Below are 26,428 nucleotides of genomic sequence, written 5' to 3'. Positions count from 1 at the left end.
ATGGATTTTGATGCCAAGGCGTTCCTGCGCTCGGTGACTGATCAGCCGGGCGTGTATCAGATGCTTAATGCCAACGATGACGTTATCTATGTTGGTAAAGCAAAAAGTCTGAAGAAACGCCTATCCAGCTATTTTCGAACCAATGTTGATTCAGCCAAAACTCGCGCCTTAGTCAAACACATCGCCAATATTCAGGTGACAGTGACTCATACTGAGGCGGAAGCGTTGATCCTGGAAAACAATCTGATCAAACGCTTTCGTCCCCGTTACAACGTGTTACTGCGGGATGATAAGAGTTATCCCTATCTGCTTATCTCTAATCATAAACACCCACGTTTGGCGTTTCATCGCGGTGCTAAAAAATCCCACGGTGAATATTTCGGTCCGTTTCCCAGTGGTGGCGCGGTTCGAGAATCGCTGAATCTGTTACAGAAGCTGTTTCAGGTAAGACAATGTGACGACACGACTTATCGCAGTCGTTCCAGGCCCTGTTTGCAATACCAGTTGGGTCGTTGCACTGCGCCTTGTGTGCAGGGACATGTAACCGACGAGCAGTATGCAAAGCAAGTTGATCAAACACGACTGTTCCTGAAAGGTAATAGTGAAAAGGTGATTGCGCAGCTGGTTACCGACATGGAGCAGGCATCCGCTGAGCTTGAGTTTGAGATGGCTGCAACACTGAGAGACAGGATCACTGCGCTCCGGCAGGTGCAGGTTCAGCATAGTGTCGAAGCGGGCAAAGATGCTATCGATGTGATTGGTTTGGCGGTTAATGGCAACCAATGCTGCGTGCATTTGCAGTTTATTCGAGACGGTAAACTGCTGGGCAGTAAATCGTTATATCCATCTATTCCGGCTGATACGGATACACAGGAACTGCTTTCATCCATTCTGACTCAATTTTACGGTGCAGAAGGGCGCAGCGGCCAGGTGCCCAGCGCTATATTACTGCCGTTTAAACTTGAAAACACGGATGAGCTAACTAACGACCTTCAATTGCTGACAGAGAGAAAAATCAAGCTGGTGTTTCAGCCGCGCGGTGACCGTGCGCGTTTTCTCAAGTTGGCTCAGACCAATGCAGAAACAGCACTTGAAAGCCGTTTGGCACATAAGCAGTCTATCCAGCAGCGTTTGCACCAACTGACTGAGACGTTGGCATTAGATACTATTCCGAAGCGCATCGAATGCTTTGATATCAGCCATACCTCTGGTCAGCAGACCGTTGCTTCATGTGTCGTGTTTAACCAGGAAGGTCCACATAAGAGCGAATACAGACGTTACAACATCGCTGGTATTACGCCGGGAGATGACTACGCTGCAATGAAACAAGCGCTTCAGCGTCGCTTTAAACAGTTAGGTGCCGAGAGCAAGGTGCCGGATCTGCTGCTGATTGATGGCGGGTTAGGGCAGTTGGGAATGGCTGAAGAGGTGATGGCGGAGTTGGATTGGAGCGAAGCGCCGCTCAAACCATTGTTGGTAGGTGTCGCCAAGGGCGAATCACGAAAACCAGGCCTGGAAACGCTTATTCTGGGGGACTCACACCAGGCATTTAACTTACCTGTAGATTCTCCCGCTCTGCTACTGATTCAACAGGTGAGGGACGAAGCACACCGATTTGCCATCACGGGCCACAGAGAGCGACGCCGGAAAAATGCCAAGCGCTCAACACTGGAAGATATTCCAGGCATTGGTGCGTCTCGTCGCCAGGCGCTGATTAGTCACTTGGGAGGCATGCAGCAAGTGAAGGCTGCATCTGTCGAAGAGTTGGCCAAAGTACCTGGCATCAGTGCAAAAATGGCGCAAACTATCCATGATTCGTTGCAAGAGTAAGTCTGAGATGGTGCTCTGCACCATTTTCGGATATAACTAGCGGGTCGTTTCTCCAGATTCTGTTGGTTGCATGTTAACTGTTCCGAACATTCTCACTGCTTTTCGTATCGTTCTTATCCCCGTTTTTCTGGTTTGCTTCTATCTTCCCTGGGAACATGCGCAATTCACTGCCGCGGTATTCTTCTGGCTGGCAGCGGTCACAGACTATTTTGATGGATATTTGGCTCGCAAACTGCAACAGGAGACTGCATTTGGTGCCTTTCTGGACCCAGTGGCAGACAAAGTCACCGTGTGTGCAGCCCTGATTATCCTGGTCGACTTCTACAACACACTTTGGATCACCATTCCTGCGATCGTTATTATCTCGCGGGAAATTCTTATCTCAGCACTAAGAGAGTGGATGGCTGAAGCTGGTAAGCGCTCTGAAGTGGCTGTGGCAACCATAGGTAAATGGAAAACAACGGCGCAGATGCTGGCGCTTATCGGTCTGATCTCGCACTTCAATGGCTTCATTATCGGCTTGGCGTATGCGCTACTCTATATCGCGACCGCACTGACGATTTGGTCGATGATGATCTATGTTGGCGTGGCCTGGAGACAGATCGTAGCCATTGATTCTGCTAAAAAATGAGCGTTTGTTCCGAAACCTGATTGAGAAATAGGCAAACGCACCAAACAGCGGTTGACTCACTCATTTTGTTCGGTAGAATGCAGCCCACGTTTCAGGGAGATGCCCTGTAACACTGTGATGCGGCACTAGCTCAGCTGGTAGAGCGCAACCTTGCCAAGGTTGAGGTCACGAGTTCGAACCTCGTGTGCCGCTCCAATTTCTCCCAAGATTTTGGATGCTCACAGGCAATACCCTGGCGGGTTGGCAGAGTGGCTATGCAGCGGATTGCAAATCCGTGGACCTCGGTTCGACTCCGGGACCCGCCTCCATTTCTTCTCTCATGTAAGCAGTTCCCCGTTATCCTTACGGTGCTAACACCCACAGAGAAGAACTGAGCCCGGGTGGTGAAATTGGTAGACACAAGGGATTTAAAATCCCTCGCTTGCAAGAGCGTGCCGGTTCAAGTCCGGCCCCGGGCACCACTTCTGTTATCTCCTTTGATAGTTGTACTGCTTCTCGCCATTCGATGTCTCTTTATTTAGCGTTTAGCCCCTGAACTCTGACTTTTATACTCTTCTTCAGTAAAACGTACGTTTTTTGGAAGCTAGGTAGGGGCTGAATGGCAAAACTTTGAGCTGCCCCATTACTTTTGACTGGAATATCAATAGAATGCCCTTTCAAAATGTTCATGCGTAACATGGAAAAGGCAAAGGAATGAACAGCGTAAGAAATACCTTTCTACTATCTATTCTACTTATCGTTGGCATTGGCAGTGCTGTAGCCAGAGACTCTGACGCCAGGGGCAGCAAAGATCATCCCAGACTTGAACGCTACCCAGGGGCTGTCATTAATGACTACGATTACAGAGAGTATGAAGAGCATCAACTTATGCTCAGCAAGCCCTATGAAGAAAAGGGCAAATGGACAGTTGATAAGCTGCTGCCTTTGGAAGGGCAGGTAACCTACATCCACTATGAACTGCCCAGTTCCGCCTCTACACTGCAAGTGTTTCGCAACTACCAGAAAACGATTCAAAAATCTGGCGGCGAGTTCCTCTTCACCTGTGAGCGTCCGTGTTTTAGAGAAAATCTTTCAACCTTTAAAAAGATTGTGAAGGCGCGAGATCTGTACATGAATGGTCACAAAGAGATTCAATACTTGGCGGCCAAAGTCGATGAAACGTATATATCGCTGTTTGTAAACCAACTGAGTGGCAATACACATGTGTTTCTCTTCGTGACAGACAAAGAGGCCTTGGATGATGACAAGATGTCGCCAATGGCTGAATCCCTTGCAAAAGACGGCAAGATCGATCTCTACGGGCTTTATTTTGACTCAGGCAAATCGACGTTAAAGCCAGAATCCGAGCCGGAACTGAAGCAATTATCGGAGTTGATGATTACTTATCCTGAGTTGGAGATCCTTATCGTCGGCCATACCGATAGTGTCGGTAACGATGACTTTAACCAAAAACTATCAGATGGTCGTGCAAATGCGGTACAAAATAAATTGAGTCGTAACTACGGCATAAGGCCACATCGGATGAATGCCATGGGTAAAGGCGAGTCAGCACCAATTGGTGATAACAGCACCGAGTCCGGAAAGGCAAAGAATCGTCGAGTCGAAATTGTTGCATTGAACCCACAGGTGCTACAAGTAACGAGCGGCTCTGCCCTTGATGTTAAAGATGACGATGCCAAAATGTTTGAAGTAGGTGACATCGATTTGGATGACGTTGATAAGGCTCTGGACGTTACCGAGAGATTGATTGACTTGTTTTGACGTTGAACCTTTAAGTTAAACAAGAAGGGAGCGATTGGCGCTCCCTTCTTGTTTCTGCGCTATAAGCAAAAAACGTGTACTCATCAGGTCCAATTCCAGGTACCCGTTCTGATATCTCGAATACAGTCTTTCTCAGTTGAGATTTATCAGTCTAATATCGCTGGGCGTTTGACTTATCTACCTATATTTTATCTAGCAACCTTCAGGTAAGGGTTGAGGCGTAAATTTAATCCAACTTGAAGAATGCGCTCTAGCCGAACTTATGAGTGAAAAGGCATTTCTATGTTAAAAGCGTGCCTTCTCAATCCTTCCCTTAGGCTTTTGTGAGGGGAGTGCTAATTTTTAAGCGTTGCCAACTCTATTCCACACCGTATTCTTCAAGTAATGACTGTTGTCTGGAGTTGTAGACTTCATCAGATAGCAGGCCGTCCTCGTGCAGTGACTTCAACTGTTCAAGCTTAACCTTTAGAGCGTCATCAATTTTAGTCTCTTGTTTTAGGTTCACCATTTGTGGCAGAAAACTTTCTATATCTACACGGAGGTTCTTAATCCAACCCCTGGGGTAGTATGGTTCCATGCGCTCCTCTGAAAACTGCCTGGGGTCATCCGATATCGCCTGTCTGTATGAGTCGTTGGTGATAGCCACTGTGGTTGCGTTATAGCGGATATGCAGTCGACCATCGATCCCTCTATGGTTTAGCGTGGCTAGAATTTTGGGCGGCTTACTTTCCTCTACGGTCCAGCCTCGTTTTTCTAAGGCAGCAAGGATAGATGCTTTTACCGCTTCATCACTAGATTGATTGTGGTGAAGCGCAAACGAGTATGTTTTTTTTGTGGCGGCGTGTGAAAAAAAACTAAGAGCGAGTGTTACAACGATCAGTGTATATAGCAGTGGCTGATTTTTATTCATTTGAGTACATCCATGCATGCCAATTCCATACTCAATCATGAGAGTGAGTAGTCTTACTTATTAAAATGGAGACTAAATCCTAACAGAGTGGGCCTCGAATTTGTACTTGAAGCTTCATATCAACTTTGTGTAAAAGTCATTCCCTACCATTTGTCTGTTGTGATGCTGATAAATATCGATAATATAAAGAGAAAAACCACCTATGTAATCGTCTCGGAGGCGTATTGGCTGTGCTTACTACTGGATGGAGTTATCGGCGATTGAGTGGGGCTAAAGCTTCTCTAATTCTAGCCGTGGTTATTTGGGCTCTTGGAGGGTGTAGTTTTATTAAGCTGAGTAGTGACCTCGAGGCCATTAAAAAGCAATACCGTTTGATTGATGGCGAGGTTCTTAGCGCTGAGGAAAGCTCGAATACTGCACCAATAGTATTGGTCCGCTATTACCAGCAAGGTGAGCGTCATATTGCTCGAATGTATGAGAGGTTACCGGACAATAATCAATTTTTGGTGCTTCTCGACTCTCAACCCTCTTACCTAATTGCCATCGAAGATGAAAATCGAAATGGCAAATACGATAAGGGTGAGCGCTACGGCCAGTATGGGGAGCCTACGGCGTTAACTATTGACTCACCTATAAGCGACATATCCATCGAATTAAATCAAATAGAGCCGTTGTCCTCCACATTTGTTACAGATGTGCTTAGCTTTGGCATCGCTTATTTGCCCGCTAGGCAGGTGAATCAAATGGGGGCAGTCTCTAACCTCTCAGAGCTTAATATCGGGCTGTCAGGGGGGAAGATGGGGGTTTGGCAGCCCAATAAATTCTTAGAAACAAAGCCGCTTGGTATATTGCAACTTCAGCCATATAGCAAAGACAAAACACCAGTATTATTCATTCATGGGATGGGTGGATTTCCTGAACAGTTTTCAGATTTTATTGACAGGTTGGATCGAACTCGTTATCAGCCTTGGGTTTATTCATACCCTTCAGGAATGCGCCTCGGTTTAGTTAGTTATCACCTTAATCTACTGTTAGGTCATTTATATGAAGAGTACCAATTCTCTGAAATAGACATCGTAGCTCATAGTATGGGAGGGCTGGTGAGTAAGGGCGCGCTGTTACGATGCGGAAGCAGTTGCCCATTCTCTGGTGTGCTAACAAGCATAGCGACACCATGGAGCGGTCACAAGAGTGCGAAGACTGGCGTGGCAATGGCACCATTAGCTGTACCGTCTTGGTTTGATATGCAGCCAGAAAGTCAATTTTTAAAATGGCTAGAGTTAGAAAAGTTACCTGATAGCTTTAAATTCAATATGGCATTTGCTTATCGAAGTAAAGGGCTTAGCCGTGAAAATAACGATGGCGCTGTGACTTTGGAAAGTCAGCTGGCAATTCACGCCCAGGAAGATGCGTTAGATATCCGCGGCTTTAATGAAACTCATACATCCATATTAAAATCAAAAGAGGTATATGAGTGGTGGGTGTCGACGCACTAATATGACACGCATATATAAAAAGGCTCTGCATATGATGCAGAGCCTTTTTATTTTGAGAGCATTCTACCCTAAAGGGATACAATTTTACCTTTTAGTGCAACGCCAGCCATAAGAGTGCCCGCACCACATTCAAACTCTTCATTACTCTTGTATTCGTTTTTCTTGTAGTAGGATGTAATGTCAACGACAGCATTGTGGCCCTCTCGCACTGCTCTTTGCTGCAGTGCTTTAATTGCTGAGAGGAACACCCATGAACAAGCCTCTTCATCGCTTTTGCCAAACGCATTAGTCTTCTTGTTTGTGACTACCTCACCATAATGCTCGGACGGTGCTGGGTAGCTTTGCTCTCCAAAGTACAGCTTGATGTTGGGGTTTAATACACCGGCTGCTTTCGATGACGTAAGAACTTGCTCAATATTCAGGTGCACCAGGTCATCGCGAGCTTGCGAGGGGCTGGAGAATATAATTAGCGCTGAAATAGTGGCAATGATTAGTGATTTCATTATTAAATCCGTTTTATAAACTGCTTACAGGTGGTTACGTCTACTTTCGCTTACATATTAGTAGCGTGTGTCCAACACCAATATTGTCTACTTGGGTACTAACCTCTAAATTGGCTTCTGAAAGCAGCGCTTTCATATCATTTGAGTGATACATTCTACTGTTTCCATTGGCCATTGTGGTGAAGTAGAGCGATGTAGCGTTTACTGATAACGCGGCCATCTCAAATGGCTGGCGGTCCCAGAACGTTTCCATAATGTAAAGTTTGCCATGTTCCGGGAGCGCATCATGACACTTCTTTAGAATCTCTAGAATTTGAGGCTCAGAGAAACAATCGAGGAACTGGCTCATCCAAATGGCATCGGTATGTGCCGGAAGTTTCGATTCACTATCAAGCATATTGGTTGGCCAGCCAGTGACTCTTTCTGTCTGGCTATGACCTTCCATTTGTTTATCTAAAAGCGCAATCTGCTCTGGCAGGTCTACGACAACGACCTCAAGCGCATCAGTGTTCTCAACACAGTAGCGTGCCCACTGGCCGGTGTTACCACCAATATCCATCAAGGTTTTCGGCGCTGAATCCATCACCAAGGGCAGGGCTTCGGGAAAAGAATGATCTGAATAGTAGTGGTCAAATTCGAACCAACTTGTTTGGGCTGGCTCTGGTAACTGGGATAGGGCAGGGTAAATAGTGGGCCAGTTACCGAAAACCTTCAAACCTTCTGGTTTACCGCTTTTAATGGACTCTTCCAGAGCATTTAGTCCTTCGTAACAGACATCTTTAGTGAAGTCCAAGTTAACACCTGTCATCGGGTCGTTAACTATAAAGAAACCAGTTTTAGACAAAACATATTTGTATTTACTCTTCCACACGATGCCTGCGCTTAATCCCATATCCAACAGAACTTTTACGCCATATAGAGAAACCTTGGTTCTATCGGAAAGCTCTTGGGCGGTCATGCCTTTATCGCGTGCTTCATAAAGTGCATTTAGTAGCCCCAAGTTCCTTGCGGCGACAGTGGCTTGAAAGATAAATGGTGCAAACGCGATACGCTGTGCATCTGAGCGGGCTTCAAGCGCACTTTTATCATCGCTTGTATAGTATTCGGGCATATTGTTCTCTTGGCGTTAAATTAGAGAGTTAACATTCGAAGTTCTTTCTGGATGTCGAGGTTTAGATTGGATATCCATTGGTTGTATTTTCGATGAATGCGCTCACCATCGTACTTAAGGTTTTCACTGTCTTTATAGGTAATAGAGTATTCTGATGCTGAATAGTTGATGTCTACGGCTGCATAGTGACTACGTACCTGTATATCACCGACTAGATGACCATCACTTTCCTTTTTTATAACCCATCCCCTCAAGTGTCCGGCTTCCGTCACGGCTTTGACAAATTGAGCCTCTGTTAGACCCGAAGGTATTTGCTCACCCTCAAGGTTTGCAACAGGAGTACTCTTGCACCCGGTTAGAAATGAGAATGCAAATAGAAACATTAAGGTCACAGATATTTTTTTAGTCATAGTCATCTTCCTTCTCGTCCTGACTGGCTGTGCTATCGCGCAAGATTGCGCGGAGGCGCACGAACATACCACAGCTACAAGAAACTAAAGGAGCAATTTTTGTTAACAAAATGGGAGAAGTTGCGCGCGCTCAAAAATATGCAACCCTAATTAAGAGATGGGTTATCTAAGGTTTGTCCACTTTGTTAGAACTCGGTTAAAATGTGCTGCTGTGATGCGAGATTGAAAAGGTAAGAAGGGAATCGTTCCTGTTATGTCGTCAAAGGGTTTAACGTTAAAGCTGCAAGGGTGGTCAGCATGGTCGCCTTCACTGCCAAGCACTGAAGATTGGAAGCAGTGGGATGGCAGGAACTTATTTGAAGTTCTTGAACAGAATCCAAAAGCCACATCTGTCCCAGCTATGGTGAGACGACGCTGCAGTAGGTTGACTAAAATGGCTCTTCAGGTTACCGAGCAACTCCTTCAATCTTCTGAGCAGCCCGTTGATTTCGGGGTTTTTGCCAGTCGTCACGGAGAGATTCATCGTACGTTCCAGCTGCTAAAGAACATAGTTGATCGAGAGAGCCTTTCACCAACTGCCTTTTCACAGTCTGTTCATAACACGGCTTCTGGTTTGTTTGGTATTACCCGCAAACAAACCATTCCTACAACCTCTATTGCCGCGAGAGCAGGCTTGACGGAGCAGGCTTGGATTGAAGCTTATAGTTATTTAAAGCTCAACCCCAAACACTCAGTTTTACTGGTCGTATTTGATGAAACCATTCCAGAACAATACCAGACTTTTGTTGAGCAGCAGAAAGACATCGCATTTGCATTGCAATTGGGAGCGGAGTCGAGTAGCGCTGAGGGGGTTATGGTTAGCCTGAGTACAAAAGACTTGTCGCGATACGTCGAACTGGATAGTGGTGGGCGCTCCAGTCCATGGCAATTTATGCAAGCGTTAGTTTGTGCCGATCAAGCAAGTTCCGGTAAGTTTTCCCACTGGAGCGTTACATGATTAGTGCTATCTGGCGAGTCTGGAGAATGCTTGCGACAGGATTTTGTTTCGCCTTCTTTGGCTTGGGCGGATTGTTTCTAGCGTTGCTGGTGTTTCCAACAATTGCTCTGTTCTCCAGAGACCAGGTGACGCGACGAAAGCGAGTTCAAGCAGCGATCAGTCGTTCGTTCCGTTTTTTTATTGGTGTAATGAGAGCCTTTGGTGTGATGACTTTTAGTGCCGAAGATATAGATAAGTTGACGACCGATAAAGGCACAATAGTGGTGGCTAATCATCCATCACTGATCGATGTGATTCTGTTGGGGGCTGTGATGCCAAGGTTTGACTGCATTGTAAAGCAGGCCTTGTGGCATAACCCACTTTTGAAGGGCGTAGTTAATGCGGCTGGTTTTATTCCGAACAGCGCAGGAGAAGAGGTGATTAACACCTGCCGAGAGCGCTTAGAGGAAGGTGAGAACCTGGTGATTTTTCCTGAGGGAACTCGAACTGTACCAGGACAAAAAATCAAGCTGCAAAGGGGGGCTGCTCAGATAGCGGTTAGAACTCAAGCCCCTGTGCGGCTGGTGAATATAGTTTGTTCTCCAACAACCTTAACAAAGGGGGAAAAGTGGTATGATGTGCCGCCATTACGTCCTCACTTTCGTTTAAAGGTCGGGGAGCTGGTTGAATCTAAAGGGTTTTGTGGTGATTCTGTTGCGTTTTCTCTTGCTGCAAGACGTTTGAATAGCCGCCTAACTGAAGCCTTAGATAGAGAGATTGCTTAAGTGGTTGAACTTAAAATAGAGATAAAACAGTTAATCATTGATGCCTTGAACTTAGAGGATATCGATGTAAATGACATTGAAGATGATGCGCCCCTATTTGTTGAAGGGCTTGGCCTTGATTCAATTGACGCTTTAGAGCTGGGTGTTGCGATCAAGAAGCGCTATAACGTCATGCTGGAAACCGACTCCAAAGAGACGCGCAAGCACTTTCATTCAGTTCAGTCATTAGCTGAATTTATTGATGGTGCAGCAGCATAAAGGTGGTTGAGATGTACACTAGAGACCAAATTTTCCAAGAAGTTAAACAGGCTATGGTTGAACTCTTTGAGCTTGAGCCATCAGAAGTGGTGCCTGAAGCAACTCTTTATGATGAACTTGAGCTCGACTCAATTGATGCCGTCGACCTTGTCGTTCGTATGCAAGCATTTACAGGCGAGAAGCTAGCCCCACAAGAGTTTCGCTCTGTGCGCACAGTTGACGATGTTGTGGCTGCATTACAAGGGCTCCTGGGTGAATGCTCAAACGCATAATCTCAGCCACTCTGGTGGTACTTTTAGCTGCATATCCGATACTCGTATTTTTAGGGCTGCAGCACTTTGAAGTATCTCAAATATGCTGGGTGTTGGTGGCGCTCTTTGCTTTTCGGCTTGCCTTATCCTCCAGGCAGGTTGGGAGGGCTATTGGCGTGCCGATGGCTATCGTTGGTATTGTCTTGGCAGGGGCGAGTGCATTACTAGATTCGCCTCAAATGCTGAAGTTTTACCCTGTAGTCGTAAACCTGTGTATGTTTGCTGTTTTTGCCTACAGCTTGTATTCCCCACCCAGTATGATTGAGCGGTTGGCTCGATTGCGTGAGCCTGAACTCCCAAACGAAGCGATTCAATACACACGAAAGGTAACCTGGATCTGGGTGGCTTTCTTTGTATTGAATGGCATGGTCGCGCTATGGACTGCCACCTATGCATCTATGGCTACATGGACGTTATATAACGGCTTGATTGCTTATTTCATGATGGGAGTTTTGTTAGTCGGCGAAATTTGTTATCGCCGTTGGGTCCTGAGAGTAAATTAACCAATGGATTGTAAAGCTCCAACTATCGCACAAAGTCGATCGGGCGAGTCAGAGGTTGTAGCATTCTCTTTATCTGGAGAGGAGATTTGCCAGCGAGACTTTAGTTCGCATCAGCTCCATGTAAAGCAGTTACTGAAATCCGTTGTGAGTTCGCGCACTGCTCAGGTCGCTTTGTGTTGTGCTGACAGCTACCACTTTGCTGTTGCTTTGCGCGCTGTAAATGCACTTGGTCTTGACTTAGTACTTCTGCCTAATCACCAGCCAAAAACAATAGATGCACACCAAGGACAGTTCGATCTAATACTGACAGACGTACTTGATTTCCCGACAATTAATAAACAGGTACTCTTCATCGAACTAACTGACACGTATAGCCAAGCATATCAGCCAGTCTTTGGCTGGCAGGCTTCAAACATAGTCATGTATACGTCAGGCTCGACGGGCGAGCCTAAAGCGATTCATAAACGGTTATCACAGTTAATCGAAGAAGTTGATGCACTTGGTGAATTGTTTTGTCCAACTGATGCGGGCTCTGCAGTGATTTCTACAGTTTCACATCAGCATATCTATGGACTTTTGTTTCGAATCTTATGGCCATTGCGGTCAGGGCAAGCTTTTTGTCGAGAGAACATAGAGTTCCAAGAGCAGTTGAAAGAGCTTCGGTGCTCGGACAAGAGCTTTTCCTCATACACGCTTATTTCAAGTCCAGCCTTTCTCAAGCATCTACAGCAAGGTGACGGCGCACTTGCTGAGTTAAGTCACGTGTTCTCTTCTGGTGGGCCTCTATCTGTTAAGCATGCGGCAAAAGCCAGAGATATTTTGGGTTGCCGTGTTACAGAAGTATTGGGTAGCACTGAAACAGGTGGCATCGCGTGGCGGCAACAGAAAGTTGGCAGTGTTTTGTGGCAGCCCCTGCCAGGTGTAAAGGTTGATATCTGCGATGCTGGCAATTTGGTTGTGACGTCGCCGTATGCCGGCGGGACTCATTATTCACAGGACAAAATCGAGCTACATGAAAATGGCCTGTTTGATCATAAGGGGCGCGCTGACCGTATCGTAAAAGTGGCTGAAAAAAGGTTAAGTCTTGCTGAGTTGGAAGCGTTTGCCGAGCAATCCTTTCTAGTCAAAGAAGCTGCTGCTGTTCTCGTAACGCGTGGGCGTAGGGAGTGCGTAGGGCTTGCAGTGTCGCTTAGCCCAGAGGGGCATCGCTTGCTGTTAGAGCAGGGTCGACGTCATTGCAACCTCGAAATCAATTCGTATTTAATAACACGGTTTGAGCGCGTTTTGTTGCCGAGATTTTTCCGCTATTGTGACTGTATACCTGTAAACTCGCAGGGAAAACGGGTGCAAACGGCTTTAAACGCTTTGTTTTTAGAGAAGGAAGAGTAATAGATGGAACTTCCAGAAGTGACTAAATCGGTCAAAAGCTCGACCCAAGTAATCCTAACGCTATTTATCAGTGAAATGTTACCCATCTTTCAGGGGCACTTTCCTAAAGCCCCAATTTTGCCCGGTGTAGCGATGCTGAACTGGGCAGAAACCTTTGCACGTGAGCAGTTTGGTATCACAGATGAATTTATTGGGGTAGACAATCTCAAGTTCCAGCGAGTAGTCTCGCCAAGCAAAACGGTCACGCTCCAACTTACCCACAAGGCTGAAAAGCAAGTGGTTGAGTTTGTTTTTGAGAGCGATGATGAACGTCATGCCTCTGGTAAAATTAAGTTCCAATCATAATGTTTTCCCCTTGCATACTCATACCTATTTACAACCACGGTGCCACCATTGGCGACACTGTGGAAGCGCTATTGCCTTATGATTTACCTATAATTATTGTCAATGACGGCAGTGAAGAGGGTACTCGTTGTGTCCTCGAGCGGCTAGCGGCAAAGTACCCACAATTATGCTTGGTTCATTTGGATGAGAACCAGGGCAAAGGGGGCGCTGTCATGGCTGGATTCCGGCAGGCTCATACTCTCGGCTATAGCCACGCTATCCAGGTTGATGCCGATGGACAGCATGACCTTTCTGATCTGACTCGGTTATTAGAGCTAGCTGAAAAGCACCCGGATGCGTTGGTGAGCGGTCAGCCCATGTATGATGAATCCGTTCCTAGACACAGGTTCTGGGCTCGCTATCTCACTCATGTGTGGGTTTGGATAGAAACACTTTCCTTCTCAATTAAAGACTCAATGTGTGGGTTTCGAGCGTACCCCGTTGATTCCTGTATTCGTATTATCAATCGTTGCCAATTAGGCACCCGTATGGACTTTGATCCTGAGATCATGGTTCGGCTGTATTGGTCAGGTGTGGATATTATCCCCATGCCGACAAAAGTTATTTATCCAGAACAGGGCATTTCTCATTTCCGCCCGTTTGAAGACAACGTCCGAATCTCTTGGATGCATACGCGTTTGTTTTTCGGCATGTTAGTGAGAGCACCTAAACTTCTCTTCAGACGTCGCGCAAAACACTGGTCAGAAACATCCGAAAAGGGCGCTGTGACGGCCATGATGTTGCTTTATCGCTGTTACAAGGTGATGGGGCGTAAGGTTTTTTCAGCACTATTACGCGTTGTCATGTTTTACTATTTTGGTACCAGTAGTGAGGCTCGACGTGTGTCAAAACTCTATTGGACGCGCCTTAAAGAGTTTAGTCCTTCATCGGTAACTGCATCGAGCGGCTCATGGCTGGTTTATCGCCACTTCGTGAGTTTTGGCGAGGCGATGCTAGATAAGTTGGCAGTATGGTCGGGCGATATAGGGATCGACGACCTGGATATCAGTGGATCTGTGCAACTTCGTGAAGCGCTTAATAAAGGGCAGGGGGCGGTCCTCTTAACCAGCCATTTTGGCAACACTGAAGTTTGTAGAGCTCTGGGCAGTAAGGTGCCTGAAATAAAGAAAATCAATGCCTTGGTCTTTAATGAGCATGCGCAAAAATTTGCTAAGGTGATGAAACGTGTCAACCCGGATGCTGATGTAAACCTTATTCATCTGGATCAAATCGGTATAGATGTGGCTATCAGGCTGAAAGAGATGACGGACAACGGAGAAGTTATCGTTATTGCAGCAGATCGCACACCCGTTGGTGCACGTCAGCGCGTACTTTCTGTGCCTTTCCTTGGCGTACCAGCCAGCTTCTCGGAAGGGCCATTTATCTTGGCAAGCGTATTACAGTGCCCGACGTTTATGATGTTTTGTGCGCGAGATGGCAACAGATTTGATGTCGGGTTTGAGATGCTTGCTGAGCAGGTCGATCTTCCGCGTGCCCAGCGAAGTACAGCCTTGCAAGCCTATATGAAACGTTTTAGCGAAGCCCTCGAGTCTTGGGTGGTGAGATATCCAGAGCAGTGGTTTAACTTTTTTGATTTCTGGCGCAAACCGGAAACTATTGAACAGAGAAGCAAGTAACGTGAGCAAAGTGGTAAATGAAGTCGTCTTTGGTGCTGATAGGATCACAATCGAAGATGTAGTCGCGATAAGCCAGCAAAGTAGCAAAGTAGCTTTCACCCAAGATTCGAAGTTTTGGAAGCGTGTCGACAGTGGTGTTGAGTTCCTTGAGCGACTGCTAGAAGAAGATGGTGCGATCTACGGTGTGACAACTGGTTACGGGGACTCTTGCACCGTGGAAGTACCAGCTTCCCTAGTGCCAGAACTGCCGCTACATTTGACACGTTTCCATGGCTGTGGGTTGGGAGAATACTTCTCCAAGTTTGAAACTCGAGCCATCTTAGCATGCCGCCTGTCCTCGTTAGCGCAAGGTTATTCTGGTGTTAGCCGAGACCTGCTCAATCTACTTAAAGAGTTTATAAACCAAGACGTACTTCCTTTAATTCCCCAAGAAGGCTCTGTAGGAGCAAGTGGTGATTTGACTCCGTTATCCTATGTCGCAGCTGCATTGGTAGGCGAACGTGATGCTTACGATGGCGAACAATTTGTACCCGTCAGTGATCTGATGGCTCGTCATGGACTCAAACCCATTACTCTGCGTCCTAAAGAGGGGCTGGCGGTAATGAATGGTACCGCTGCAATGACTGGTATTGCATGTTTGGCCTACAAACGAGCGGAATACCTGTCTCAGCTTGCTACACGAATTACCTCGATGGCCGTGGTTGGTTTGCAGGGCAATGAATTTCATTTTGATGAGACGCTTTTCTCTGTGAAACCACACCCTGGTCAACAAAAAATTGCCAGCTGGCTGCGTTCTGATCTAAGTCACGAAGAGATGCCGCGTAATTCCAAACGTTTGCAGGATCGCTATTCTTTGCGCTGTGCGCCTCATGTTATTGGCGTGCTGCAGGATGCATTGCCATTTACTCGTCAATTTGTTGAAAACGAACTGAACAGTGCAAATGATAATCCCATCATTGATGGTGAAGGCGAGCACGTTATGCACGGGGGCCACTTCTATGGGGGACACATTGCCTTTGCAATGGACTCCCTGAAAAATGCAGTTGCTAATCTGGCTGACCTTATGGATAGACAGATGGCATTGATGATGGACACTCGTTTTAACCATGGGTTACCGGCTAACCTTTCTGGTGCACAATCGGATCGCACCATGATTAATCATGGTTTTAAAGCGGTGCAAATAGGCACCTCCGCATGGGCTGCTGAGGCACTGAAGCTGACTATGCCTGCGAGTGTATTCAGTCGTTCTACTGAGTGTCACAACCAAGACAAGGTGAGCATGGGAACGATTGCAGCTCGAGATTGCTTAAGAGTATTGCAGTTGACTGAACAAGTCGCTGCAGCTGTGCTGCTGGCAGCGAAACAATCGTTAGAGTTAAGATTGCGTCGAGGCGAGTTGACTGAGGTGCAGCTAACCCCATCAATGCTGAAAATGAAGCAACAACTTGATGCTCTTTGCCCATTTTTAGATGAAGACCGCCCCCTCGAACATACCTTAAGGGCAACCGTTTCTCTTATCCAGCAGCAGGAGTGGGCGCTTTATGACGAGGCGTAAATCAGCCTTTTTTAGCCATGAAATAGAACTTGAGGTACCGTTTTTCGATGCCGATCCTATGGGGATTACTTGGCATGGGAACTACGTTAAGTACTTTGAACTGGCGCGCTGTGCATTGCTGGAACAGATTGACTTTGGCTATCGCGAGATGGAGCGTTCTGGTTACACCTGGCCTATCGTAGATATGCGAGTTAAGTATGTAAAGTCTACGACCTTCGATCAAAAAGTGAAGGTGTGGGCCGGTATTGTCGAATACGAGAATCGACTGAAAATCGAATATCGTATTGTTGATTCAAAGTCCAATGTTGTATTGACCAAGGGACACACCATTCAGGTAGCTGTTGACATCGAAAGTGGAGAAATGTGTTTTTGCTCACCAGATGTACTGACGGAGAAGTTAGCAAAATGAAACTTTGGTTTAAGGCGTTGTTCTTGATCTTATTAACTACGGATATCGTCTTTGCTGAACCCCTTTTCTCTCCTGAAAACCGCCTATCATCAGAACAGGAGTTCCCTCAGTTAGCATCACGGCAACCCGTTTTGGCCGGGCATTTTGAGCAGATCAGGCATGTGGCTCAGATGGATGTTGCCATTCGCAGTGAAGGGGAGTTCCTGATTGATCAACAGATGGGATTACTTTGGGAACAAACAATGCCGTTTCTCTCCCGTCTGTGGATGAATCAACAACGTATCGTGCAGCAGAATGGCAGCGCTTCACCAGTAGAGATAAGTTCATCTGAAAATCCGCTACCGTTCACCATTGGCCGTATATTTTTTGCGTTGTTTCGTGGTGAATTCGATGAGCTAAGGACAGCGTTTGAGCCCTATCTGCTCAGAAGTGAACAGCATTGGCAATTAGGTTTGCGCCCTACAGATGCACTGATAGCGAAAGTCATTCAACAAATTGAGGTCGATGGTGACCGCCAGATCCGCTCGCTAAAAATAACGGATAGCCAGGGCAACGTTCAGGAATTCATCTTTGGGGCTATTGTTGCCGCATCTGAACTGAGTCTTGAGCAGCGGGAGCGTTTGCAGCCTTGAACCTTTCACGTATTGGTTTCTCTCTCTGGCTAGCGCTTATCGCGCTCTTTGCTCTCTCCGCTATTCACACCTTTGGGAGTGGAGTGAATGTCAGTGCCGACTTGATGGCCTTGTTTCCGGAGTTCGAGCAGTCAGAGCTACAGGAACAGGCCTCTTTTCAGCTTGCATTTTCACAGGGGCGAAGAGTTGTATTGTTGGTTCGAAGTGCCGATGCAAAACGATTGCAAGAGCAAGCGCCCCACATTGAGTCGGTTGTCGCAAGCAGCAAGTTGTTTGAGCCTGACGATAGACTAATGTATCGAACTGAATTGTCCCGACTTTATCAGCCCTTCTTTCCACAACTACTTAGCGCTCAAATGCGAGAGCTACTCAGACAAGAGCCTGATGTAGCAGTTATGAGAGGGATTAGTGATTTTTATAATCCCTTTTCCGGAGTCTCACCCCAAGAGTTCTTTACAGATCCAGTGCTTGTCCAACGAGATTTTTTACTCTCACATGCAAAAGGCCAAAACCTGCGGATGGAACAGGGCAGGCTATGGACAAATGTTGATGGGCAAGAAGCTTACCTGCTTCCTCTGTTGCTCCGAGAGGAACCATATGATTTTGATATTCAGGACCGTCTTCTCAATCTGATAGAGCAGATAGAAGAGCGTTGGCCTGATTTTCAGATCAGTTATACGGGAACTGCGTTTTATGCAGCCGCAGGTGCAAACTCTGCTCGCACAGAGATCAGTACCATCGGAGTTGGTTCGCTGGTTGGAATTTTACTCCTTATTACTTATGTTTTTCGATCATTGAAGCCATTGGTGCTAGCGCTCATTGCTATTGGTTCAGGAGTATTTGCGGCATTTGTCGTGACTCACTTTTTCTTTGAAAACGTTCATTTGTTTACTCTGGTTTTTGGTGCGTGCCTTATCGGAGTCTCTATTGATTATGCATTTCACTTTTTTGCGCACCGCTTCCATAAGGAAACAGCGTGTTCTGCTTCCGAAAGCCACAAAGCAATCTTTCCCGGTATATCCCTGGGGCTATTATCAAGCGGATTGGCCTATGCGGCCCTAGCATGTGCGCCTTTTCCTGGTTTGCGGCAAGTAGCTCTGTTTTCGGTGGTCGGTTTACTGATGGCCTACTTAACAGTCATGTTGGCTTTCCCTATTTTGGCTAACTTCCAGTTGGCTTCTGTGCGCACAGTGCCTTGGGCTCAGTCTGGTTTGATCAGTCTATGGAGCCAGTGGTCTCCTCGTCGTCGCTTTTCGATTTGGCTGTTTGGCGCCTTGATTACGCTGCCATTGGTTTGGTTTCTGCCGTCGGATGACGACGTGCGCAGTTTGCAAGGACTCGACCCTGCATTAAGCCAGATGGAGCTAGAGATTAGTGAAGCAATTGGATTAACTACTTCGCCACGATATTGGCTTGTCAGAGCGAATACAGTTGAGGAATTGCTACAAAGAGAGGAGCAGTTATTTGCTCAAGTTGAGGCTCGTGATAAAGACAGCCGTTTGTATGCGGTCAGCCAATTTGTGCCTAGTAGGCAAAGGCAGCAGGAAAACCTGCATATATACCAACAAATGGTCTTGCCACACGTAGCGGATGCTTTGACACAAGCAGGATTTCCTGAAGACCTGGCGGCAAAAAGAAGAGCTCAACTTGCAGAGAAACCTTTTGAGCCACTCATGTTCGATACATGGCTGCAGAGCAATGCATCTATACCATGGCGCTTTTTATGGTTAGAACAAAGGCAAGGTAGTGTTGCTTCAATCGTTTTAATGCGTTCAAAACTACCAACAGAAAATCTGACTGTATTGAATAGCGAACAGGTTGAGTTGATTGATCAAGCAGCAGAGTTTTCGTCTCTTTTTGGGCGTTACCGGGAAGAAATCGCTTGGTTACTCCTATTCGCCTATGGTGCGATCTTCGCTCTCTTGAAAATTCGTTATAGCTGGTTTCGTGCTGCCGCAGTCTTGGCTGTGCCTGCGGGGGCGAGTTTGTTGACTCTGGGGGGGCTTTCGCTTTGCGGCGTTCAAATGAATCTTTTTCACATGTTAGCCTTAACCCTAGTAACCGGAATCAGTATCGATTATTCGGTATTTTTTGCCGAAACTCAGCGGAAACCCAATGCAACTCTCCTCGCAATAGCATTAGCATCCGCCACCACTCTCTTAAGCTTTGGCTTGCTCGCATTGAGCGCTACACCTGCGGTGCAGTCCGTTGGAGTGACCGTTAGTCTGGGGATACTTTTTGCCTATTTGCTCGGTCCGCTAGCGTTTTTCGGCAATCAGGATCAAAAAGATAGAGCTTGCTAATGGAGCTGTACTCAACAAATCCGTAAAATCGCCCCCAATTTTTGTCGCTGCGCAATTCAGGGAGTTACTTTGCGTTTTTCCACTCTGGTAATAGCTCTTGTTGGAACTCTATTGCTGGCATCTTGTAGCAGTGCACCCGAACCTGACGCATTATCTGAAGGCGTCTTGTCGACAGCGCTTTACCAGATCCGTCCCCCTTTGCTCGCTAATCAATCAAGTGTTCCAGAAAGTTTGGCACAACTGGTGACGTTCTATTATGGCAATCACTCGCAGAGTATTCCTTTTTTGCTCCAGTTTTCAGAACAGCACATGTTAATGAGCGCCATGGCTGGTTGGGGCAGTCCGCTTTTCGTGTTGCGTTATGACGGTATAGGTATCAATTATCTTCAAGACCCTGTGGTGGATACAGGATTGGAACCAGAGTTTGTGTTGACAGACGTGTTCCTTACTTATTGGCCACAACAATCGCTGGAGAAAGAGCTTGCAAAGGTCGGATACAGCCTTGCTGACAATGGCGATAGCCGTACTATTTTCAGCGACGATAAGGCGGTAATAAAAATCCGTTATAGCCATGCTGATAGGTGGCAGGGAACGGTGAAATTCGAACAATTGCGGCTAGGCTATCAATTGGAAATTCAGCCTTTGGACACGAATAAGAACTAATGAGTGAAAAACTGTACATAAATGCAATGGGCGTAACGTGTCCTTTGGGAGACTCTCCGGAAAAGATCTCTCAGCGACTTTTTAGTGGTGATCGCTCTGCACTTCAACCTTCTGATCAGCTTATCTCCGGCAGACAAACCTATCTGGGGCGTGTATCTGTCGAACTGTCTCAATTGCCTCGTGTATTAGCAGACTATGAATGTCGAAACAGCCGATTGCTTTTTCATAGCTATCAGCAGATTGCAGACAAAGTCACCGAGTTGAAGCGTCGCTATGGTGCATCTCGTATAGGTGTAGTGTTAGGTTCCAGTACCGCGGGAATTGCTGAGGGTGAACAGGCCCTAATTGAAGTTGCTGAGCAGGGCAAGTTTCCTGAGTCATATCACTACCTCAAACAAGAACTGGGAAGTGTTGCAGAATTTATCGCCAAAGCTGCAGGAGTCAAAGGTCCTGTATACACGGTATCCACAGCGTGCTCGTCGTCAGGAAAGGTGCTCGCTTCTGCTTGGCGACTGGTTCAGGCTGATCTTTGTGACGTTGTCATATGCGGTGGTGGTGATAGTCTTTGCGAATTGACTGTAAATGGATTCGATGCGCTCGAATCTGTCTCGACCGAACTAGGAAACCCTTTCAGCGTTAATCGCAGCGGTATCAATATTGGTGAAGCTTCAGCGCTGTTTGTCGTATCCAAAGAGCCTGCACCACTAGCCTTGCTGGGCGTAGGTGAATCGTCAGATGCCTATCATATTTCTGCTCCCGAACCATCTGGCGCCGGCGCTGAAAGGGCGATTATGGCAGCTTTAGAACAGGCTAGACTTGCCCCTGAGCAGATAGGCTACCTAAACCTTCATGGCACTGGCACACCAAAGAACGATGAGATGGAAAGCCGAGTAGTTAATCGTGTATTTGGTGTAGAGTTACCTTGTAGCTCAACCAAAGCACTGACGGGTCATACGCTCGGTGCTGCCGGCGCACTTGAATTAGCGTTTTGTTGTTTGACTCTGGACGTATCAAATACCGCTGGGCTTCTACCCCCGCATGTCTGGGATGGTGAATCTGATCCGGGGCTTGCACAAATTAACCTTGCCAGTCCCGAAAGTAGGCTTACCAAGGTTATATGTATGACGAATAATTTTGCATTTGGTGGTAGCAACGTCAGTTTGATTGTTGGCAGGGAGGCTTAACATATGGATCCATTTCGCTACCCTATCGAGGTGTTATTGCCACATGATCACCCTATGATTTTAATCGATGGGCTAGTTGGTATAACCGATAGTTCAGCAACAGCAAAAGTTACCTTAACAGAAGACTGCCTGTTACTTGATGGGACAGGAAAAGTGTCATCTTCTATAGCGATTGAGTGGATGGCACAAACCATTGCAGCGCACGCAGGTTACAAAGCATGTGAAGAAGGGCGCCCGGTTCAACTTGGGTTTCTGTTAGGTACTCGTCGATTCCGTAGCACTCGAGGTACATTTAATGCTTTGGAACAATTTACCGTAGATGTTGAACAGCTTTACCTAGAAGATGGGATGGCTGCGTTCTCTTGTGCCGTAACTCAAAATGGCGAGCCAGTTGTTAATGCGACAGTGAACACCTATCAACCAAACGAAGAGCAATTAAAAGAAGTAATTGGAGATAAAAGTGAATAGAAGGGTTCTGGTCACCGGTGCTAGCAAAGGCATCGGGCGTGCGATCGCACTGCAGTTAGCCAAAGACGGATTTCATGTTGTAGTACATTTTGGCGGCGATTTTAAAGGTGCAGAGCAAACTCTGGAATCTATCGTAAATGCTGGTGGCAGTGGCGAGGTATTGCAATTTGATCTGACAGAGCGCGAGCAGATTGCGAAGATCCTCGAAGCACAAATTGAGCAGCATGGGGCTTATTACGGCATCGTTTGCAATGCTGGAGTATGCGATGACGCAGCTTTCCCTGCTATGGACGGTGAAATCTGGGACCGTGTTGTTCATACCAACCTTGATGGCCTGTTTAACGTGTTGCATCCCTGTATCATGCCAATGGTTCGCAGTCGTAAAGGAGGCCGAATAGTCACTTTGTCTTCCGTATCTGGCGTGATTGGAAATCGTGGACAGGTTAATTACAGCGCTTCAAAAGCTGGAATTATTGGTGCGACTAAATCTCTCGCACTAGAGCTTGCAAGTCGTAAGATCACTGTCAATTGTGTAGCGCCTGGTTTGATAGAGACTGGTATGGTGGAACAAGAGGTGATTGATCACGCGATGAAGATGATCCCATCGAAGCGAATGGGACAACCAGAGGAAGTCGCGGCCACTGTTGCATTCTTGATGTCTGATTCTGCTGCATACATTACACGACAGGTGATCTCAGTGAATGGAGGTTTGGCTTGATGAGCCAGAACAAACGTGTCGTTGTGACTGGCATGTCCGGTGTTTCGCCTATGGGCAAAGACTGGATTACCACCGTAAGCAACTTAAGAGCGGGAAAAAACTTTATCGGTGCTATTGATGAATGGGAGCGTTTTCAAGGGCTGAACACTCGGCTTGGAGCGGCTATTCATGACTTTGAAATGCCCAAGAGCTTTCCTAGAAAGAAAGTACGCAGTATGGGACGCGTATCTCGGCTTGCTGCCGTTGCAACACGTCAGGCACTCGAAGATGCCGGTTTACTCGATGATCCAGTATTAACTAATGGTAATACTGGTATTGCATACGGTTCATCCATAGGCAGTACGGGCCCGTTTGCTGCGTTTGGAAACATGTTAAACAGTGGAGATTGCTCGGGGATAACGGCAACGTCCTATATTCAGATGATGGCTCACACCACGGCTGTTAATTTGAGTCTTTTTTTCGAACTCAAAGGTCGAGTACATACCACAAGTAGTGCGTGTACCTCTGGTAGCCAGGGGATTGGCTATGCATATGAGGCGATCAAACACGGCTACCAAAAAGTAATGGTTGCTGGAGGCGCAGAAGAGTTGTGCCCTACGGAAGCTGTAGTGTTTGACACGCTTTATGCGACAAGCTTGAAAAATGACCAACCTGAAATGACGCCCAGGCCATTTGATGTTTCTCGGGATGGCTTAGTGATTGGCGAGGGTGCTGGAACGCTTATCCTAGAAGAATTGGAACATGCTCAGGCTCGCGGGGCAACAATCTATGCAGAACTAATTGGTTACGGCACAAATTGTGACGCTCAGCATGTGACGCAACCGACTTCTGAAACCATGCAGGTGGCAATGGAGCTAGCATTGGCTGACGCGGGGATTCTGGCCGATGAGGTTGGCTATGTTTGTGCACATGGTACAGCAACAGAACGAGGCGATATCGCTGAGACTCAAGCAACCCAAGCCACTTTTAATCGCAGAGTACCGATCAGCTCTTTAAAGAGTTATGTGGGCCATACTCTGGGGGCTTGCGGAGCTTTAGAGGCGTGGTGGGCGATTGAAATGATGAGAGAAGGTTGGTTTGCTCCAACCATAAATCTGGAAAACGTAGATCCAGCTTGTGGAGATTTGAATTATATCACTGGTCAAGGTTTGGCCTTGGATACGGACATCGTCATGAGCAATAACTTTGCTTTTGGAGGTATCAATACATCGTTGATCTTCAAGCGATGGTAGAAGAACGAGGTCACGTGCAGAGCAAAGCTGAAAACAAACATAACCATCCGATCTCTGTAGACTGTTATGTTTCAGGTTTGATGCCAGAACAGCTGTGGCCCACCAATTATCTCTCTGAAGACGAATTGAGACGCTTAAAGACCTTTTCTCGACCACAACGGCGCAATCAATTCGTTACTGCGCGAATACTCCTAAGAAGGCTATTGTCTGCTGAAATGGGTTTACCACACTCTGATGTTGGTATCGGTGTGACTAACGATGGTAAACCCTTCTGTACTAACTCTAATACACCTACTTTTAGTATTTCTCATTGTGGCGATCGTGTTGTTGTTGCCTTATCTACGGTCGCCGTCGGCGTAGATCTGGAAGCTTTGAAAACCAATAGGCGTAACCAAGCTATTGCTGACAGCTATTTTTCTGCAAGTGAGGCTGAGTTACTTCGCCATTGCGAATCAGAAACCAAAAAAAGTGAGCAGTTTAATCGTCTCTGGGTAATGAAAGAAGCTCTCGCTAAAATGAGCGGGGAGGGGATAAGTGCCTGTTTACAGCAGCCTGTGGAAAGCTATGCATCTGCTATGGGCGCACGTTTATGGTGCGATAGACTTGGAAACAAGCACTTCATCGCGGTAGCGGCATTGAGCAATTCATCTCTGTCTGTTTCAGTTACCAACGTCGACCTATCGTCAAAACAATTGGCACATCAAATCCATCGTTTTCGTTGAACAAGTTTGCGTTTGAGAAGTGTTTATATGAAATACTTGCCAGCCAATTCAAGTCTTTTCCAAAATATACCCCTGCGCCTATTTGTGCTTGAAAGCTAAAACGCTCACTTTGCTTTCGCTCACCTAACCGCTTATCAGACATATAGGTCGGTCCTAAAGCTCTGACAAAAAAGAAGGGCTGCGTGTCTTGCCATGGCTCAGCGTACAAGTTGAGCTGGGGAAAGAGTGAGAAAGCCACTAAATCTTTGTTGTTACTCGCATCCGTACCCAGGTAAGTGATACCCGTACCGATCATGAAGGACTGTCGTGAACTGCGATCATAGCGCCAAAAAATGGCGTCAACTCCTACCGTGTGATTGTCTTGGTCAGCACCAGGCTGTGGGCCTATACCTGTATTAAAAAGCCATTGTGTTTCAGCGAGAGTTGTTGGACTGAAGAAACATAAGGAGCAGAGGCATAGCATTAACTTAGTCACTTTCTTTATCACAATAGAGGGTTGTTAGGTGGTTGAGTTTGCTCAAGTTTAATTACTCTGAGCGAGGTGAGCAATGGTTACAGATTGAGTGACAGTAATGAGCCATCTAACGGCTCGAAAGTACTCAACTGTCAACAAAGTGTGATGCTTGTCAAATAGTTGACTATGCTAGAAATAAAGGGAAATTGTGATCGACGAGGAAGTCCCACCCGTTAGAGGTTCTAAGCCATCTTCGCAGGGGACCACCATGTTACGCGCGTATCTTGTTGCTCTATCTCTGATTTGCCTCACGGGTTGTTCAAGCAACTGGGCATTTTATGCGCCAACGCACGAAATATCTCGTTCGCCAGACAGTTATTCGTATGCTTATGAAGAGATTTGGATCGATAGTGAGTCCGGCAATCGGCTTAATGCCCAAATCCATTTCTCAGGGGGGTCTAATCCAGCCGGTATGGTAATGCATTTCCACGGCAACAGAGGAAACATTACCGAGACCTTCGAAAAGGTGGAGTGGTTGCTAGATGAAGGGTTTGACGTGGTGGTTTTTGACTATTCAGGTTACGGCAAAAGCGACGGAACTCCCACCCCTGAGACGACCTATCTCGACGCTCGCTCAATGCTTAGTTTCCTGAACAAGTTTGAACGACCAAATAACCACTACAAAAAGATCGTATGGGGTACCTCTTTGGGTGGCGCTATCATGATGAGTGGGTTGAGCAGTAGCGCTGAATCCCATGACCTCGAGTTGGTCATCGTTGATTCCAGCTTCTACAGCTACCAGAAAACAGCGGTACACGTTGTAAGCCAATACCCGCTGGGAGGATTGATTACGTGGCTGCCGGCAATTTTTGTTGATGACAAATATGCTCCAGAAAGCAGGTTAGACGGCCTCCCTGATACACCTATATTGTTTAGCCATTGCGATACTGATGCGCTCATTCCAATGGAATTCACAAAAGGAATGTACGACATGGCTTCAGGTCAAAAAGCTTTATGGATACTTCCGGGTTGTAAACACGCAAGAAGTTTCGCTAATGAACACCCTGAGAATCAAAACTTGCTGATGCAAGTTTTGGATGAGCCCGAGCGTATCTCGCCTCAATACACCTATGCGAAAGCTCTCAAGGACTTCAACGCCCAGTTGTTGGCGGTAGAGAGAGACAACTTGTAGA

The 26,428-nt window shown here is 46.7% G+C and carries 28 protein-coding genes and 3 tRNA genes; 26 read left to right on the top strand and 5 right to left on the bottom strand.

The features are described from left to right. The 6 genes from uvrC (at window position 1) to ABEA14_RS05195 (ending at window position 4,222) form a co-directional block, all read left to right on the top strand. Complete coding sequence (gene uvrC / locus ABEA14_RS05220) at window positions 1-1,830, top strand: excinuclease ABC subunit UvrC (protein ID WP_345338818.1); 1,830 nt, start codon at window positions 1-3, stop codon at window positions 1,828-1,830. 70 nt (window positions 1,831-1,900) lie between these two features. After that, the gene (gene pgsA, locus ABEA14_RS05215; protein WP_345338817.1) at window positions 1,901-2,461 is read left to right on the top strand and encodes a CDP-diacylglycerol--glycerol-3-phosphate 3-phosphatidyltransferase; all 561 of its coding nucleotides are present in this window, start codon (window positions 1,901-1,903) and stop codon (window positions 2,459-2,461) included. A 119-nt stretch (window positions 2,462-2,580) separates the two neighbouring features. Next, a tRNA-Gly gene (locus tag ABEA14_RS05210) sits at window positions 2,581-2,656 on the top strand. Window positions 2,657-2,695: 39 nt separating this feature from the next. Then, window positions 2,696-2,769, top strand: a tRNA-Cys gene (locus ABEA14_RS05205). Window positions 2,770-2,835: 66 nt separating this feature from the next. Continuing rightward, a tRNA-Leu gene (locus ABEA14_RS05200) sits at window positions 2,836-2,922 on the top strand. Window positions 2,923-3,154: 232 nt separating this feature from the next. Further along, window positions 3,155-4,222 (top strand): OmpA family protein, encoded by a 1,068-nt coding sequence (locus tag ABEA14_RS05195; RefSeq protein WP_345338816.1) that lies wholly within the window; start codon window positions 3,155-3,157, stop codon window positions 4,220-4,222. Window positions 4,223-4,580: 358 nt separating this feature from the next. Here the strand turns inward: ABEA14_RS05195 and ABEA14_RS05190 are convergent, their stop codons facing one another. Further along, complete coding sequence (locus ABEA14_RS05190) at window positions 4,581-5,132, bottom strand: hypothetical protein (RefSeq protein WP_345338815.1); 552 nt, start codon at window positions 5,130-5,132, stop codon at window positions 4,581-4,583. Between the two features lie 260 nt (window positions 5,133-5,392). On the opposite strand from ABEA14_RS05190, the gene ABEA14_RS05185 reads away from it, so the two are divergent. Next, a complete protein-coding gene (locus tag ABEA14_RS05185; RefSeq protein ID WP_345338814.1) occupies window positions 5,393-6,628 on the top strand; it encodes an esterase/lipase family protein in 1,236 nt (411 codons plus the stop codon). Window positions 6,629-6,696: 68 nt separating this feature from the next. On the opposite strand, the gene ABEA14_RS05180 is transcribed toward ABEA14_RS05185, so the two are convergent. From ABEA14_RS05180 to ABEA14_RS05170, 3 genes are read right to left on the bottom strand one after another with little or no spacing between them, the layout of a single operon-like run. Beyond that, the gene (locus ABEA14_RS05180; RefSeq protein ID WP_345338813.1) at window positions 6,697-7,131 is read right to left on the bottom strand and encodes an excinuclease ABC subunit A; all 435 of its coding nucleotides are present in this window, start codon (window positions 7,129-7,131) and stop codon (window positions 6,697-6,699) included. Window positions 7,132-7,171: 40 nt separating this feature from the next. Beyond that, complete coding sequence (locus tag ABEA14_RS05175; RefSeq protein ID WP_345338812.1) at window positions 7,172-8,242, bottom strand: methyltransferase; 1,071 nt, start codon at window positions 8,240-8,242, stop codon at window positions 7,172-7,174. A 20-nt stretch (window positions 8,243-8,262) separates the two neighbouring features. Continuing rightward, window positions 8,263-8,652: a hypothetical protein gene (locus ABEA14_RS05170; RefSeq protein ID WP_345338811.1), complete on the bottom strand. Its 390-nt coding sequence runs from the start codon at window positions 8,650-8,652 to the stop codon at window positions 8,263-8,265. A 253-nt stretch (window positions 8,653-8,905) separates the two neighbouring features. On the opposite strand from ABEA14_RS05170, the gene ABEA14_RS05165 reads away from it, so the two are divergent. The 18 genes from ABEA14_RS05165 to ABEA14_RS05080 all read left to right on the top strand — a co-directional run bounded on the left by ABEA14_RS05165 (window position 8,906) and on the right by ABEA14_RS05080 (window position 24,781). Continuing rightward, window positions 8,906-9,649 (top strand): beta-ketoacyl synthase chain length factor, encoded by a 744-nt coding sequence (locus ABEA14_RS05165; RefSeq protein WP_345338810.1) that lies wholly within the window; start codon window positions 8,906-8,908, stop codon window positions 9,647-9,649. Continuing rightward, a complete protein-coding gene (locus tag ABEA14_RS05160; RefSeq protein WP_345338809.1) occupies window positions 9,646-10,413 on the top strand; it encodes a lysophospholipid acyltransferase family protein in 768 nt (255 codons plus the stop codon). Before ABEA14_RS05165 ends, ABEA14_RS05160 begins: the two co-directional genes overlap by 4 nt. Next, the gene (locus ABEA14_RS05155; protein ID WP_345338808.1) at window positions 10,414-10,671 is read left to right on the top strand and encodes a phosphopantetheine-binding protein; all 258 of its coding nucleotides are present in this window, start codon (window positions 10,414-10,416) and stop codon (window positions 10,669-10,671) included. Between the two features lie 11 nt (window positions 10,672-10,682). Further along, window positions 10,683-10,943 carry an acyl carrier protein gene (locus ABEA14_RS05150; protein WP_345338807.1) on the top strand — a complete coding sequence of 87 codons (261 nt, stop codon included), beginning with the start codon at window positions 10,683-10,685 and terminating at the stop codon, window positions 10,941-10,943. After that, complete coding sequence (locus ABEA14_RS05145; RefSeq protein ID WP_345338806.1) at window positions 10,928-11,485, top strand: COG4648 family protein; 558 nt, start codon at window positions 10,928-10,930, stop codon at window positions 11,483-11,485. The genes ABEA14_RS05150 and ABEA14_RS05145 overlap by 16 nt, the downstream gene beginning before the upstream one ends. Window positions 11,486-11,692: 207 nt before the next feature. Continuing rightward, window positions 11,693-12,874: an AMP-binding protein gene (locus tag ABEA14_RS05140; protein ID WP_345338805.1), complete on the top strand. Its 1,182-nt coding sequence runs from the start codon at window positions 11,693-11,695 to the stop codon at window positions 12,872-12,874. Window positions 12,875-12,877: 3 nt separating this feature from the next. Beyond that, window positions 12,878-13,219 carry a 3-hydroxyacyl-ACP dehydratase FabZ family protein gene (locus ABEA14_RS05135; RefSeq protein ID WP_345338804.1) on the top strand — a complete coding sequence of 114 codons (342 nt, stop codon included), beginning with the start codon at window positions 12,878-12,880 and terminating at the stop codon, window positions 13,217-13,219. After that, window positions 13,219-14,895: a glycosyltransferase family 2 protein gene (locus tag ABEA14_RS05130; protein WP_345338803.1), complete on the top strand. Its 1,677-nt coding sequence runs from the start codon at window positions 13,219-13,221 to the stop codon at window positions 14,893-14,895. Before ABEA14_RS05135 ends, ABEA14_RS05130 begins: the two co-directional genes overlap by 1 nt. Window position 14,896: 1 nt before the next feature. Beyond that, on the top strand, window positions 14,897-16,450 hold the full coding sequence (locus ABEA14_RS05125; protein ID WP_345338802.1) for an HAL/PAL/TAL family ammonia-lyase: 1,554 nt from the start codon (window positions 14,897-14,899) through the stop codon (window positions 16,448-16,450). Further along, complete coding sequence (locus tag ABEA14_RS05120) at window positions 16,437-16,859, top strand: acyl-CoA thioesterase (protein ID WP_345338801.1); 423 nt, start codon at window positions 16,437-16,439, stop codon at window positions 16,857-16,859. The genes ABEA14_RS05125 and ABEA14_RS05120 overlap by 14 nt, the downstream gene beginning before the upstream one ends. Then, on the top strand, window positions 16,856-17,491 hold the full coding sequence (locus tag ABEA14_RS05115; RefSeq protein ID WP_345338800.1) for an outer membrane lipoprotein carrier protein LolA: 636 nt from the start codon (window positions 16,856-16,858) through the stop codon (window positions 17,489-17,491). The genes ABEA14_RS05120 and ABEA14_RS05115 overlap by 4 nt, the downstream gene beginning before the upstream one ends. Then, a complete protein-coding gene (locus ABEA14_RS05110; protein WP_345338799.1) occupies window positions 17,488-19,794 on the top strand; it encodes an MMPL family transporter in 2,307 nt (768 codons plus the stop codon). The genes ABEA14_RS05115 and ABEA14_RS05110 overlap by 4 nt, the downstream gene beginning before the upstream one ends. 69 nt (window positions 19,795-19,863) lie before the next feature. After that, on the top strand, window positions 19,864-20,457 hold the full coding sequence (locus ABEA14_RS05105) for a DUF3261 domain-containing protein (RefSeq protein ID WP_345338797.1): 594 nt from the start codon (window positions 19,864-19,866) through the stop codon (window positions 20,455-20,457). Next, entirely contained in the window at window positions 20,457-21,641 is a 1,185-nt protein-coding gene (locus tag ABEA14_RS05100) for a beta-ketoacyl-[acyl-carrier-protein] synthase family protein (RefSeq protein WP_345338796.1), read from the top strand. The genes ABEA14_RS05105 and ABEA14_RS05100 overlap by 1 nt, the downstream gene beginning before the upstream one ends. Window positions 21,642-21,644: 3 nt before the next feature. Next, window positions 21,645-22,109 (top strand): hotdog family protein, encoded by a 465-nt coding sequence (locus ABEA14_RS05095; protein ID WP_345338795.1) that lies wholly within the window; start codon window positions 21,645-21,647, stop codon window positions 22,107-22,109. Continuing rightward, complete coding sequence (gene fabG, locus ABEA14_RS05090; protein ID WP_345338794.1) at window positions 22,102-22,827, top strand: 3-oxoacyl-ACP reductase FabG; 726 nt, start codon at window positions 22,102-22,104, stop codon at window positions 22,825-22,827. The genes ABEA14_RS05095 and fabG overlap by 8 nt, the downstream gene beginning before the upstream one ends. Next, window positions 22,827-24,059: a beta-ketoacyl-ACP synthase gene (locus ABEA14_RS05085; RefSeq protein ID WP_345338793.1), complete on the top strand. Its 1,233-nt coding sequence runs from the start codon at window positions 22,827-22,829 to the stop codon at window positions 24,057-24,059. The genes fabG and ABEA14_RS05085 overlap by 1 nt, the downstream gene beginning before the upstream one ends. Before the next feature lie 14 nt (window positions 24,060-24,073). Then, entirely contained in the window at window positions 24,074-24,781 is a 708-nt protein-coding gene (locus tag ABEA14_RS05080; RefSeq protein ID WP_345338792.1) for a 4'-phosphopantetheinyl transferase family protein, read from the top strand. Here the strand turns inward: ABEA14_RS05080 and ABEA14_RS19330 are convergent. Further along, window positions 24,723-25,076, bottom strand: a complete 354-nt coding sequence (locus ABEA14_RS19330) for an acyloxyacyl hydrolase (RefSeq protein WP_377776161.1) — start codon at window positions 25,074-25,076, stop codon at window positions 24,723-24,725. The two genes, ABEA14_RS05080 and ABEA14_RS19330, sit on opposite strands and share 59 nt — an antisense overlap. A gap of 367 nt (window positions 25,077-25,443) precedes the next feature. Here ABEA14_RS19330 and ABEA14_RS05075 point away from each other — a divergent pair, with 367 nt between their 5' ends. After that, the gene (locus ABEA14_RS05075) at window positions 25,444-26,427 is read left to right on the top strand and encodes an alpha/beta hydrolase (RefSeq protein WP_345338791.1); all 984 of its coding nucleotides are present in this window, start codon (window positions 25,444-25,446) and stop codon (window positions 26,425-26,427) included. Window position 26,428 lies beyond the last annotated feature (1 nt).

The organism is Corallincola platygyrae, assembly GCF_039544265.1.
Lineage (GTDB): Bacteria > Pseudomonadota > Gammaproteobacteria > Enterobacterales > Neiellaceae > Corallincola > Corallincola platygyrae.
Note: the sequence above shows the minus strand (reverse complement) of the source record. Positions and strands in the feature narration are given on the sequence as shown.

What these genes read in the sequence shown, in the direction of transcription:
- uvrC (WP_345338818.1), top strand. Translation starts at nt 1, where the DNA reads ATGGATTTTGATGCCAAGGCGTTCCTGCGCTCGGTGACTGATCAGCCG.
- pgsA (WP_345338817.1), top strand. Translation starts at nt 1,901, where the DNA reads ATGTTAACTGTTCCGAACATTCTCACTGCTTTTCGTATCGTTCTTATC.
- ABEA14_RS05195 (WP_345338816.1), top strand. Translation starts at nt 3,155, where the DNA reads ATGAACAGCGTAAGAAATACCTTTCTACTATCTATTCTACTTATCGTT.
- ABEA14_RS05190 (WP_345338815.1), bottom strand. Translation starts at nt 5,132, where the DNA reads ATGAATAAAAATCAGCCACTGCTATATACACTGATCGTTGTAACACTC.
- ABEA14_RS05180 (WP_345338813.1), bottom strand. Translation starts at nt 7,131, where the DNA reads ATGAAATCACTAATCATTGCCACTATTTCAGCGCTAATTATATTCTCC.
- ABEA14_RS05175 (WP_345338812.1), bottom strand. Translation starts at nt 8,242, where the DNA reads ATGCCCGAATACTATACAAGCGATGATAAAAGTGCGCTTGAAGCCCGC.
- ABEA14_RS05170 (WP_345338811.1), bottom strand. Translation starts at nt 8,652, where the DNA reads ATGACTAAAAAAATATCTGTGACCTTAATGTTTCTATTTGCATTCTCA.
- ABEA14_RS05165 (WP_345338810.1), top strand. Translation starts at nt 8,906, where the DNA reads ATGTCGTCAAAGGGTTTAACGTTAAAGCTGCAAGGGTGGTCAGCATGG.
- ABEA14_RS05160 (WP_345338809.1), top strand. Translation starts at nt 9,646, where the DNA reads ATGATTAGTGCTATCTGGCGAGTCTGGAGAATGCTTGCGACAGGATTT.
- ABEA14_RS05150 (WP_345338807.1), top strand. Translation starts at nt 10,683, where the DNA reads ATGTACACTAGAGACCAAATTTTCCAAGAAGTTAAACAGGCTATGGTT.
- ABEA14_RS05145 (WP_345338806.1), top strand. Translation starts at nt 10,928, where the DNA reads ATGCTCAAACGCATAATCTCAGCCACTCTGGTGGTACTTTTAGCTGCA.
- ABEA14_RS05135 (WP_345338804.1), top strand. Translation starts at nt 12,878, where the DNA reads ATGGAACTTCCAGAAGTGACTAAATCGGTCAAAAGCTCGACCCAAGTA.
- ABEA14_RS05130 (WP_345338803.1), top strand. Translation starts at nt 13,219, where the DNA reads ATGTTTTCCCCTTGCATACTCATACCTATTTACAACCACGGTGCCACC.
- ABEA14_RS05120 (WP_345338801.1), top strand. Translation starts at nt 16,437, where the DNA reads ATGACGAGGCGTAAATCAGCCTTTTTTAGCCATGAAATAGAACTTGAG.
- ABEA14_RS05115 (WP_345338800.1), top strand. Translation starts at nt 16,856, where the DNA reads ATGAAACTTTGGTTTAAGGCGTTGTTCTTGATCTTATTAACTACGGAT.
- ABEA14_RS05100 (WP_345338796.1), top strand. Translation starts at nt 20,457, where the DNA reads ATGAGTGAAAAACTGTACATAAATGCAATGGGCGTAACGTGTCCTTTG.
- ABEA14_RS05095 (WP_345338795.1), top strand. Translation starts at nt 21,645, where the DNA reads ATGGATCCATTTCGCTACCCTATCGAGGTGTTATTGCCACATGATCAC.
- ABEA14_RS05085 (WP_345338793.1), top strand. Translation starts at nt 22,827, where the DNA reads ATGAGCCAGAACAAACGTGTCGTTGTGACTGGCATGTCCGGTGTTTCG.
- ABEA14_RS19330 (WP_377776161.1), bottom strand. Translation starts at nt 25,076, where the DNA reads ATGATCGGTACGGGTATCACTTACCTGGGTACGGATGCGAGTAACAAC.